Annotated in this window: 10 protein-coding genes; 7 read left to right on the forward strand and 3 right to left on the reverse strand. The window is 66.3% G+C overall.

Annotation, left to right across the window (positions count from 1 at the left end; all coding sequences use genetic code 11):
- Positions 1-317: 317 nt before the first annotated feature.
- On the reverse strand, positions 318-467 hold the full coding sequence (locus VQ044_RS21825) for a hypothetical protein (protein ID WP_327649547.1): 150 nt from the start codon (positions 465-467) through the stop codon (positions 318-320).
- A gap of 99 nt (positions 468-566) precedes the next feature.
- On the opposite strand from VQ044_RS21825, the gene VQ044_RS21830 reads away from it, so the two are divergent.
- Complete coding sequence (locus VQ044_RS21830) at positions 567-3,905, forward strand: adenylate/guanylate cyclase domain-containing protein (RefSeq protein ID WP_327649546.1); 3,339 nt, start codon at positions 567-569, stop codon at positions 3,903-3,905.
- A 21-nt stretch (positions 3,906-3,926) separates the two neighbouring features.
- Here VQ044_RS21830 and VQ044_RS21835 read toward each other — a convergent pair whose 3' ends face one another.
- The gene (locus tag VQ044_RS21835; protein WP_327649545.1) at positions 3,927-4,646 is read right to left on the reverse strand and encodes an LrgB family protein; all 720 of its coding nucleotides are present in this window, start codon (positions 4,644-4,646) and stop codon (positions 3,927-3,929) included.
- A complete protein-coding gene (locus VQ044_RS21840; RefSeq protein WP_327649544.1) occupies positions 4,639-4,995 on the reverse strand; it encodes a CidA/LrgA family protein in 357 nt (118 codons plus the stop codon). The genes VQ044_RS21835 and VQ044_RS21840 overlap by 8 nt, the downstream gene beginning before the upstream one ends.
- A 171-nt stretch (positions 4,996-5,166) precedes the next feature.
- On the opposite strand from VQ044_RS21840, the gene VQ044_RS21845 reads away from it, so the two are divergent.
- From VQ044_RS21845 to VQ044_RS21870, 6 genes are all read left to right on the forward strand, one after another.
- Entirely contained in the window at positions 5,167-5,592 is a 426-nt protein-coding gene (locus VQ044_RS21845) for a DUF7662 domain-containing protein (RefSeq protein ID WP_327649543.1), read from the forward strand.
- Positions 5,585-6,001 carry a type II toxin-antitoxin system VapC family toxin gene (locus tag VQ044_RS21850; protein ID WP_327649542.1) on the forward strand — a complete coding sequence of 139 codons (417 nt, stop codon included), beginning with the start codon at positions 5,585-5,587 and terminating at the stop codon, positions 5,999-6,001. The genes VQ044_RS21845 and VQ044_RS21850 overlap by 8 nt, the downstream gene beginning before the upstream one ends.
- Before the next feature lie 116 nt (positions 6,002-6,117).
- Complete coding sequence (gene dnaG, locus VQ044_RS21855; protein WP_327649541.1) at positions 6,118-8,064, forward strand: DNA primase; 1,947 nt, start codon at positions 6,118-6,120, stop codon at positions 8,062-8,064.
- Positions 8,065-8,504: 440 nt separating this feature from the next.
- Complete coding sequence (gene rpoD, locus VQ044_RS21860) at positions 8,505-10,391, forward strand: RNA polymerase sigma factor RpoD (RefSeq protein ID WP_442872988.1); 1,887 nt, start codon at positions 8,505-8,507, stop codon at positions 10,389-10,391.
- 32 nt (positions 10,392-10,423) lie between these two features.
- Positions 10,424-11,029, forward strand: coding sequence for a Uma2 family endonuclease (locus VQ044_RS21865; protein ID WP_327649540.1), 606 nt, complete (start codon positions 10,424-10,426; stop codon positions 11,027-11,029).
- A gap of 69 nt (positions 11,030-11,098) precedes the next feature.
- A complete protein-coding gene (locus VQ044_RS21870; RefSeq protein ID WP_327649539.1) occupies positions 11,099-11,389 on the forward strand; it encodes an HlyU family transcriptional regulator in 291 nt (96 codons plus the stop codon).
- Positions 11,390-11,603: the final 214 nt, after the last annotated feature.

Raw genomic sequence — 11,603 nt, forward strand, 5'->3', positions numbered from 1 at the left:
GTTGCGCCCACACCTTCTTCTCGGCCATCTGCATCGCAGCCGCCGTCATCTTCTGGCTCTGATCAATGAGTCCTGAGCCTAGATGCACCCTGTCTTCGTCGTCGCTTGACTACCACCCGTTCCACGGACGTGCAGCAGCGATAGAGCGTCCAGCGACAGGTTTTCGCCTCCAGCGACCCAAAAGCGACTGCTAACGGCCCGCCGCTGCCGTTGGGGTTATGTCCGCTTTTGGCCTCGCGCTCTGAAGAGCGGACCGGCAGACAACCATCTGAACCCGCCACCCGCATCGGCGCCCACCGCCAGAGTCTCATCCCCCCTCAAAACACCAGCGCCCAGATCAGCGGCAGGATGATCGCCGTCGCCAGGACGTTGAGCCCCATGGCGAGGCCGGAAACCGCCCCGGTCCCTTCGCTCTCCTGTAAACGCCGGCGCCGCGCCGATGCCGTGCCACGCCGTGCCCCGGGCAAGACGTCGCCGCCGCATCGCTCTTGGCGCCTCGGCTCGCACGCGCTCGCGCCGCAACCGTGCTAGGCTGACGAGAGGGGCTAGGCTCGGATGGCGGGAACGTGGAACGACGAACCGATCATAGCGCGGTGACCAACCATCACGAAGGGCTCGAGGCCTGGCTGCGCCTCGTCGGCCTGGAAGCCCTCGCGCCGCAGCTGATCGAGGAGGATGTCGATCTCGCGGTCTTGCGCGAGCTCGACGAGGCGGACCTGAAGGAACTCGGGTTGACCCTCGGCCAGCGCCGGCGGCTGCTCAAGGCGCTTCACGAGGAGATGCCGGCGGCGCCTGACGAAAGCGCCGGCCCGTCCGCGGACGGCGCCGCCGAACGGCGGCAGATCACAGTCATGTTCGTCGACCTCGTCGGCTCCACCGAACTTGCCGCGCGGCTCGACCCGGAAGACATGGCGGCCGTTATCCGTGCGTTCCAGAATACCGTCTCCGGGGAAATCGCCAGATTCGGAGGCCACGTCGCCAAATTCATGGGCGATGGCGTGCTGGCCTATTTCGGCTGGCCGCGGGTGCGGGAAGACGAGGTGGAGATGGCCCTGCGCGCCGGTCTCGCCGTCATCGCGGCGGCCGCGCGTCTGGCCTCTCCGGGAGACGTCCCCTTGGCCATTCGCGTCGGCTGCGCCAGCGGTCCCGTCGTCGTCGGCGATCTCATCGGCGACAACGAGGCACGCGAGCGCACGGTTGTCGGCGACACGCCCAACCTTGCCGCGCGCCTGCAGGCGATAGCCTCAGCCGGAGCGCTGGTCATATCCGGGACGACACGTCAGCTCGCCGGCGAACATTTCGAGGTCGCGCCGTTGCCGGCGTTGACGCTGCGCGGCTACGACCGGCCGGTCGAGGCCTTCCGCGTGCTGCGCGAAAACATGCTGGCCAGCCGCTTCGAGGCGAGGGAGGGTCAGCGGGTGCTGCCGCTTTGCGGCCGCGCCATGGAGCTTTCGCTCCTGCTCGAACGCTGGGAGTTGGCGCGGGGCGGCGAAGGGCAGTGTGTGCTCCTGACCGGTGAAGCCGGCATCGGCAAGTCGCGGATCACGGCGGAATTGCTGCGTCGTCTGGAAGGCACCGATCATTTCCGCATCCGGCAGCAATGCTCGCCTTATTATGCCGACACGCCGCTCTGGCCCGTGATCCAGCAACTGCGCCGGGCGGCTGGCCTCGACCCCGACGCCGGCAACGCCGAGAACCTCGACCGTCTAACCGCCCTGTTGGCGAAAAGCGACGGCGACGCCCATGGCGCACTTTCGGCGCTGGCCGACGCGGTCGGACTTGTGCCCCTGGATGCCGAAAGTTTCGAACGGGTCGGCCCGCAACAGCGACGTATGATCACCCTGCAGGCGCTTGCCGCCCAGCCCGTGGGCCTGGCCCGCAAGCGCCCGGTCCTCATGGTGCTGGAAGACGCGCATTGGGCCGATCCCTCGACCCTTGAACTCTTCGGCCTGGTTCTCGATGCGATCGGCGACCAGCCGGTGATGATCCTGATGACCAGCCGCCCGGACGGGGAGCCGCGACTGGCGGCCCATCCCCATGTCACCCATCTCGCGCTCAATCGACTGAGCCGCGCCGCCGCTCAGCAATTGATCGAGGAGCTGATCGGCGAGACGTCGGCGTCGAGCGAGATGCTGGAACAGATCATCGCCCGTACCGACGGCGTGCCGCTTTTCGTGGAAGAATTGACCAAGGCCGTGGTCGAGGCCCGTGACCACGATGCTTCCCCAGGCGCAATTCCCGTTTCCCTGCATGACAGCCTCCTGGCACGGCTCGATCGGCTGCCCGGCGTGCGGGAAGTCGCGCAGATCGCCGCGTGCATCGGCCGCGAGTTTGATTACGCCCTGCTCGTCGCCGTCGCCGATCTGCCCAAGGCGCAGATCGACGAGGCACTCGACCGGCTGGTCGAGGCCCAACTGGCGTTTCGGCGCGGCGCCGCTCCCGCCGTCCATCATGTCTTCAAACATGCGCTGGTTCGCGACGCGGCCTACGCCAGCCTGTTGCATTCGCGCCGCCGCACCATCCACGGAGCCATCGCGGCGGCGCTCGCCGCGCGTCCTGACGGCGCGCCCGACAGCCTGATCGCGTACCATGCCGCCGAAGCTGGCGATCTTCCACAGGCGATCGAGCGCTTCGTGGCCGCCGGCCGGGCCGCCGCCCACCGCAGCGCCAACGAAGAGGCGGTCAGCACCATTTCCAACGCGCTCGGCCTCTGCGAGAGGCTTCCCGAGGGGCCGGCCCGCGCGGTGCGGGAGCTCGACGCGCGCGTCGCCCTCAGCGTGCCGCTGATCGCGGTGCGCGGCTACGCTTCGCCGGAGGTCGAGGCGGCACTGACGCCCGCAGTCGCGCTTGCCGAGCAGCTTAAGGACGATTCCTGCCGCTTCACGGTGCTTCGCGCGCTGTGGAACTGCATCTATGATCAGGGTGAGCTGACGCGCAGCGCCGCGCTCGCCGATCAGCTCGTCGCTCTGGCCGAAACCAGCGGCCGGGGCGACTGGCAGCGCCTCGCTCAGCGCGCCCTCGGCTCCAACCGCAAGGCGGAAGGCCGTCTGCCGGAGGCGCGCGCCGCCTTCGAGGCCGTGCTCTCGGACCCCACCCCGTGGTCGCCGGAGCAAACCCTCTTTGAGCATGGCGAGAGTCCGGAATTGATCGCGCGCCTTTACCTCGGATGGATGGATACGATCGAGGGAATGCCCGACACGGGGTTGGCTCGCATCGAGGCGGCCGTCCGCGATGCCGACGCGCTGGAGCTCCCGATTGCCAGCGTCTTCGCCGGCGCCATTCACAGCCTGATGCTCTTCTTGCGACGGGACGTGGAAGGCTGCCTCGCCCACGCGGAGAAAAACCTGCGGCTGAGCGAGAAGCACGGCTTTGTCTTCTGGACCGCGCACGACAACGTCTTCATCGGCTGGGCGAAAACGATGCTGGGTGGCGGTGCCTCGACGCTGCAGCAATCGCGTCGCGGAATCGAGCAGTGGAAGGCCACCGGCGCGCGGCTGCATGTCGCGACCTGGGATGCTGTCGCCGCCGACGCGGCTCTTCATCTCGGATGTATGCAGGACGCAACGGAACTGATCGAAGAGGCATTCGCTTGCATCGCGCACGCCGGCGAGGAGATGATGCTGGCGGAAATACTGCGTCTTCACGGCGGCAGACTTCTCCGCGATGGCGACGTCGCCGCCGCCGAGGACGCCTTGCGGTGCGCCTGTGCCACCGCGAGCCGGCAAGGGGTCCATTGGTTCGCGCTGCGCGCCGTGCGGGACCTCGCCGCGTTTCGCATGGCCAGGGGCGACGAACCGCAGGAATCGGCGGCGGCGCTAGAAGAAGCCCTCGACGCTATCGCGGAGGGTGACGGTTTGCCGGATCTCGTCGAGGCCCGGGAGATGTTGAACCAGCTTCGCGCTTGATCCGCGGCGGGGCCATCCCTCTCAAAAAACCAGCGCCCAGATCAGCGGCAGGATGATCGCCGTGGCCAAGGCGTTGAGGCCCATGGCGAGGCCGGAGAATGCCCCGGCCACCTCGCTCTCCTGAAGCGCCCGCGCCGTGCCGATGCCATGCGAGGCCGTACCCAGGGCAAAGCCGCGCGCCGCCGGATCGCGAATGCCGAGGCGGTCGAGCAGCACCGGCCCGAGCGCTGCGCCCAAGATGCCGGTCGCGATCACCAGCACCGCCGTCAGCGAGGGCAGGCCGCCGAGCTTTTCGGCAATCCCCATGGCGACCGGTGCGGTCGCCGATTTCGGCGCCAGCGCGATCAGGCTGACGGGGTCGGCTCGCAACAAAAGGCCGAGGCCGACGGCCGACATGATCGCCGTCAGCGAGCCGGTGAGAAGGCTCGCGGCGATGGCGGCGGCGCTCTGGCGGACCTTGTCGAACTGGCGGTAGAGCGGAATCGCCAGCGCCACCGTCGCCGGGCCGAGCAGGAAGTGGATGAACTGCGCCCCCTCGAAATAGGTCTGGTAGCTTGTCCCGGTCAGCGTCAGCACCGCGACGACGAGGATTACCGTGACCAGGACGGGATTGAGCAGCGCCGTCGATCCGGCCTTGCGATAGACGAAGCTCGCCGCCTGATAGGCGATCAGCGTCATGGTCAGCGACAACAACGGGCTTGCTGCCAGATAGACCCAGACGTCGGTCAGCCGGTCAGGCATCGTTGCGCCCCTTCCGGCCGGGGCCGAAGCGATTCATCACGACAGCGGTGACGGCGATCGTCAAAAGCGTCGAGACGACGAGGGTGATGCTTATCGCCAGCGCATCGCCTTCCAGCCGGGCGAGATGCACCATGATGCCGGCGCCGGCCGGCACGAACAGCAGCGAGAGATTGGCCAACAGCCCGTCGCCGACCGCGCCGAGGTTTTGCGGAACATTGCCCTTGATCAGCAGCGCGGCGAATAAAAGCGCCATGCCGATGACCGGGCCGGGGAGCGGCAGGGCGGTGGCAATGCTGATCGCCTCGCCGGCGAGCTGGCAGACGAAGATGGCGGTGATGGCTTGCAGCATGGTCTGTCGATTCACCTCGGTCGGCGGGGTTGGCCGGATTTTCGCGGCGGAGGCAGCGATTGCAGCATCTTTGCTCTGAGCGAATCCAGACCCAATTTCGTCTTGTGTGTACACACTCATTGATACTGTGTGTGTGTTTGGTAGGGTGTGAAAATTGAAAGGAGGATTCCCATGAGCAAGTATGATCCCTTGGGACAATACCTGGAAAGCCGGTCTGACCGTCATATTGCGATGAGTTTTGCGGAAATCGAACGAATTGTCGGGTCCCGGCTGCCGCGATCGAAGATGCACCGCGCTTGGTGGAGCAACAATCCCAGCAACAATGTCATGACTCGCCAGTGGCTGAGCGCGGGGTATCAGACCGAGCAGGTGGACATTGCCGGCGAACGTCTGGTGTTCACGCGTGCCGGACCCCGAAGCGGCGTGCCGAACGGGAGCCCGCGATCCGCTCGACCCACCGATAGCGCCCAGACCGGAGGCGGGCCGGCGCGCGATCGTCTCTTCGGCTCCATGAAGGGCAGTCTGTCGGTTGCCGCGGGCGTCGACCTGACGCGGCCGGCCGACCCCGAATGGGGGCAGTGTTACGACGATGGCTGACGGATTGTTGCTGGATACCTGTGCGGTCATCTGGCTGTCACAGGACGCGCCCATCGCTGAAACCGCCGTCGAGGCGATCTTGGCGGCGCGTTCGGGCGGCGCAGGCATCTGCGTTTCCGTGATGACCGCGTGGGAGTTGGGAATGCTCATGTCCAAGGGGCGCGTGGCATCGACGAAACATCCGCTCCGCTGGTTCGAGGAGTTTGTCGACGCCGCTGGTGTGACCGTGCAGGGCGTGTCGCCGGCCGTGCTCGTGGCGGCGTCCTATCTGCCGACACCGGTGCACAATGATCCCATGGACCGGATCATGATCGCCACCGCCCGTGAGCATGATCTGGTTATTCTCACGCGGGATCGCGCGATTTTGGCGTATGGCGAAGCGGGGCACGTCAGGACGCAGGCCTGTTAGCGAGCAGACGAACCGACTATGCTGGCGCCGGTGAGGCGGAGTTGACGGGGAACGATTCAGAATTTCGATCATCCCGCCGTAGCTACTTCGCCCAGTCCATCATACAGACCGGCCCCATGCGCTTTCCGCCTTCCTTCCTCGACGACATTCGCGACCGGGTTCCGATCTCGGACGTGATCGGCCGCCGTGTCGCCTGGGATCGCCGCAAGTCGCAGCCCGGGCGCGGCGACTACTGGGCCTGCTGCCCGTTCCATGGCGAGAAGACGCCGTCCTTCCACTGCGAGGACCAGAAGGGCCGCTACCATTGTTTCGGCTGCGGGGTCTCGGGCGACCATTTCCGCTTCCTGACCGAGCTCGAGGGCCTGTCCTTTCCCGAGGCGGTGGAGCGGCTGGCCGGGGAGGCGGGGCTCGCGATGCCCGACCGCGATCCGGCGGCGGAGCGGCGCGAGGAGGCGCGCGCGACCATCCTCGACGCCATGCGCCACGCCGCGGCGTTCTTCCAGTCGACGCTGCACGAATCGGACGGCGCAAAAGCGCGGGCTTACTTGCGCGATCGCGGCCTCCATCCGCAGACCCAGAAGCAGTTCGGCCTCGGTTACGCGCCGAATTCGCGCAACCGGCTGAAGGAGCATCTGGCCGCCAAGGGGGTCGGAAAGGCCGAGATCGAGGCCACCGGGCTCGTCGTCCACGGCGAGGAGATCGCCGTCTCCTACGACCGTTTCCGCGACCGCATCATGTTCCCGATCACCGATCTGCGCGAGGCCACCATCGCCTTCGGCGGCCGCGCGATGGCGGCCGACGCCCAGGCGAAATATCTCAACTCGCCGGAATCGGAGATCTTCCACAAGGGCCAGGTGCTGTTCAATCACGCCCGCGCCCGGCGCGCGGCGCGGGCCGCCGAAACCCTCGTCGTGGTCGAGGGCTATATGGACGTGATCATGCTCGCCCAGGCCGGCATCGAACACGCCGTCGCCCCGCTCGGCACGGCGCTGACCGAGCGCCAGCTCGACCTGTTGTGGCGGACCACCGGCGAGCCGATCCTGTGTTTCGACGGCGACGCGGCGGGGCTGAAGGCCGCGCACCGCGCCGCCGAGCTGGCGCTTCCGGCGCTGAAGCCCGGCCGCTCGCTGCGCTTTGCGCTGCTGCCCGACGGCAAGGATCCCGACGATCTGGTGCGCGAGGGCGGCCCGGACGCCGTGCGGGATCTGCTCGGCGCGGCGCGGCCGCTCGCCGACCTTTTATGGATGCGCGAGACCGCCAGCGGCCTGTTCGATACGCCCGAGCGCCGCGCCGATCTGGAACATCGGCTGAAAGCCTTGCTGCGCCAGGTCGGCGACGAGAGCGTGCGCCGGCATTATCTGCAGGATGCCGACGAACGGCTGCGTTCGTTTTTCGCCGGCAGCGGCGGTCATGGCGGCGGCAAGGATCGCAACAACGCGCGCGGCCGCCGCGACGACCGCGCCGGTTCGTCCGGTCGCGGCCCGGCGGGGGGAGGGCGGCGTTCGGCGATCTCCGACCGGCTGGCCCGCTCCAGTCTCACCAAGCCGTTGCGCGTGCCGGAGCCCTCCTTGCGCGAGATCGCGATCGTCCTCGGTTTCGTGAACCATCCGGTCCTGATCCATGAGGCGTTCGACTATTTCGCCGATCTGGACTTGCCGGAGGGCGATCTCGACCGCCTGCGATCCTCGGTCCTCGACGCCTATGCCGAAGCCCCGCCCGCCGATCGCGAGGCGCTGCTGGCGGAACTCGCCCGGCGTGGCGCGCGCGAAATTTTCGACGCCTACGAGGCCAAGGCCCGGCAGGTCAGGCTTTGGCCGTTCCTTTCCGATGCCGCGCCCGAGGACGCGCGGGAAGCCGTGCGCCAGGCATTGCACTTGCAACACCGTTCGCGATCCCTAAGTCTGGAACTGAAGAACGCCGAGGAAGCGCTCGGACGCGAATCCTCGGAAGCGTCGTTTGCGCATCTGATCGAGGTGAAACGCGAGATCGAGCGGGTGGACGGCACCGAGGCGTTGATCGACGGATTCGGAACATTGTCCGGGCGCCCCGCCAAGGCGATCTGACGCGGGCCGCACAGTTTCCGTCGGATACCATGTTGGGACTCGTTGGGCGGCGAACCATTGCCTTTAACCCCTTGACGCATCATATGACGGCGACCGTCGGGATCATTCCCTGATCCTTGCGCTTGAATTTTTCGCAACCCGCCCCCTTTTGAGGGCGCCGTGAGGCTTCCTTGATAGCATGCGACGCTTTCCTCGGGATGCAGCCCGGCTGCTGTCGCACTATGGTTAAGCGAACGTTTACGGCTGCTGCCGTATAAAGGCAGCCAAGATGACCGCAGCGTCGATGGTCCGCGTCTAGCGGCGCGTCCCTGCTCGCGAACTGGAGAAGATTGCGCATGGCGACCAAGGCCAAAGAAAGCGAAGCGCCGATCGAGGAGCGGCCGGACGCGGCTGCGCCAGACGGACCTTTGCTCGATCTGTCCGACGATGCCGTCAAAAAGATGATCAAGGCCGGGAAAAAACGCGGCTTTGTGACCATGGACAAGCTGAATTCGATGCTGTCGGCCGACGATGTCACGTCGGAGCAGATCGAGGACATGATGTCGATGCTCAGCGACATGGGCATCAATGTGGTGGAGAGCGACGAGGACGGCGAAGCCGAGGACAACGCCGAGACCTCCGAATCCACCGAGGTCGCAAGCCCCGGACGGACCCAGGTCGCAACCACCACCAAGAAGGAAGCCGGCGACCGGACCGACGACCCCGTGCGGATGTATCTGCGCGAGATGGGCTCGGTCGAGCTGTTGTCGCGCGAGGGCGAGATCGCCATCGCCAAGCGCATCGAGGCCGGCCGCGAGACGATGATCGCCGGGCTTTGCGAAAGCCCGCTGTCGTTCCAGGCGATCATCATCTGGCGCGACGAACTCAACGACGGCAACATCATGCTGCGCGAGATCGTCGATCTCGAGGCGACCTATGCCGGCCCCGAGGCGAAGACCCCGACTCCTCCGCCACCTTCGGCCGACGGCACCACGCCGCAGCCGGTGCGCACGCCCCAGCCCGGCGCCCGGGCTCCCGGCGAGGAAGAGGAAGAAGAGGACGACGACCTCGAGAACAATCTGTCGCTCGCCGCGATGGAGGCCGAGATCAAGCCGCAGGTCATGGAGATCTTCGACCAGATCGCCGACGCCTATCGCCGGCTGCGCAAGCTCCAGGACCAGCAGGTCGAAAATCGTCTCGCCGCGCAGGGCACCCTGTCGCCCAGCCAGGAGCGCTCCTACAAGAAGCTGAAGGAAGAGCTGATCACGGCGGTGAAAAGCCTTTCGCTCAACCAGAACCGCATCGACGCTCTGGTCGCCCAGCTCTACGACATCAACAAGCGGCTCGTCGGCAACGAGGGCCGGCTGTTGCGCCTTGCCGAATCCCACGGTGTCAAGCGCGACGAGTTCCTGCGCGAGTATCAGGGCTCGGAACTCGATCCCAACTGGACCCGCCACATCGCCAATCTCTCCGGCAAGGGCTGGCTCAAGCTGGTCCAGTCGGAGAAGGACCAGATCAAGGCGCTGCGCCAGGAGATCCAGAATCTCGCCACCGAGACCGGTCTCGAAATCACCGAGTTCCGCCGCATCGTCCACATGGTCCAGAAGGGCGAGCGCGAGGCCCGTCAGGCCAAGAAGGAAATGGTCGAGGCGAACCTGCGTCTGGTCATTTCGATCGCGAAGAAATACACGAACCGCGGCCTGCAATTCCTTGATCTCATTCAGGAAGGCAATATCGGCCTGATGAAGGCGGTGGACAAGTTCGAGTACCGGCGCGGCTACAAGTTTTCCACCTACGCGACCTGGTGGATCAGGCAGGCAATTACCCGCTCGATCGCCGATCAGGCCCGCACCATCCGCATTCCGGTGCACATGATCGAGACGATCAACAAGATCGTCCGCACGAGCCGTCAGATGCTGCACGAGATCGGCCGCGAGCCGACCCCGGAGGAGCTGGCCGAAAAGCTCGCCATGCCTTTGGAAAAGGTCCGCAAGGTTCTCAAGATCGCCAAGGAGCCGATCTCCCTCGAAACGCCGGTCGGCGACGAGGAGGATTCGCATCTCGGCGATTTCATCGAGGACAAGAACGCGGTGCTGCCGATCGACGCCGCAATCCAGGGCAATTTGCGTGAGACGACGACCCGCGTCCTCGCCTCGCTCACGCCGCGCGAGGAGCGCGTCCTGCGCATGCGCTTCGGCATCGGCATGAACACCGACCACACGCTGGAAGAGGTCGGCCAGCAGTTCTCGGTGACCCGCGAGCGCATTCGCCAGATCGAGGCCAAGGCGTTGCGCAAGCTCAAACATCCGAGCCGCTCGCGCAAGCTCAGGAGCTTCCTCGACAGCTGACGCCGGGGCCTGCCTGTGCTAGCATTGCCGCGATGACCGCACACCACCGCCAGCTGCTCGACGATCCGCCCGAGCCTCGCACGACCCAGGCCGCCGAGGGCCTGCGCCGGCGCCCGTTTACGGTCGCCGAGATCGAGGCATTCGTCGCCGCCGGCGTGATCGACGCGCATGAGCGGTTCGAACTGATCGGCGGGGAGATCGTGCCGATGTCGCCCAAGGGGATCCGCCACGAGCGGCTGAAGACGTTCGTGAACCGCGAACTCGCCCGCCAGCTTCCCGATGACCGCGCCTTCACCCCCGAGACGACCTTCCGCCTGTCGGAGGACACCTTCCTCGAACCTGACTTCGTCGTTTACGACAAGGCGGTCGGCCTTGAGGGGCTGAACGGCGCGACCTGTCTCCTGGCAATCGAGATTTCCGACACGAGTCTTGCCTGGGACCGCGGCCGCAAGGCGGGCATCTACGCCGCCTTTGGCATCGAGGAGCTCTGGGTTGTCGACGCCGTGCGGCTCGAGACCCGCGTTCACCGCCAGCCGACGCCGACCGGCTACCGCCTCGTCCGCGACCAAGCCGCTACTTCCGCGCTGCAGGCGCTCCGCGTCCCGCAGCTTCGCCTCGACCTGACTGGCCATGTCTGACCGACCGGCGCTGAAGCTGCCGGTTCGGCCGCGATCCACGCCGCTCTCCCGGAAACGGAACCCCAGCCGATGTCTTTCCTGAAAAAGCTGTTTGGCGGCACCGCTGCCACCGAACCGAGTGCGCCGCGTGTCGCCGCCGAGGAAACCTATGAGGGTTTTTCCATCGCCGCGACGCCGATGGCCGAGGGCGGGCAATACCGGCTGGCCGCAACGATCACAAAGGAGATCGGCGGCGAGACGAAGACCCTCCGGCTGATCCGCGCCGATCTGTTTGCCTCCGAGGAGGAGGCGGCGCGGTTTTCGCTGATCAAGGCCCGCCAGGTCATCGACGAGCAGGGCGAGCGCCTGTTCGGCGACTGAGGACCAGTGCCCTTCTTTTTACTATCTCAGGGAAGGCCGTTGAGGTTTTCCATGCTGTTCCTCGTCGGGAAAGAGCGTTTTCCGGGATCCGGGGAGCGCCCTTTGTCCGTGCGGTCTCGGTTTGTGGCTCTTGCGCAGGTTGTGTGGTCACGAGGCTTGGCGACTCTTTCTAACACCGCAGATTATGCGGTGGAGAAAGCATGCTTGAGATTTC

This window comes from Aurantimonas sp. C2-5-R2, from assembly GCF_036549495.1.
Classification (GTDB): domain Bacteria; phylum Pseudomonadota; class Alphaproteobacteria; order Rhizobiales; family Rhizobiaceae; genus Aurantimonas; species Aurantimonas coralicida_A.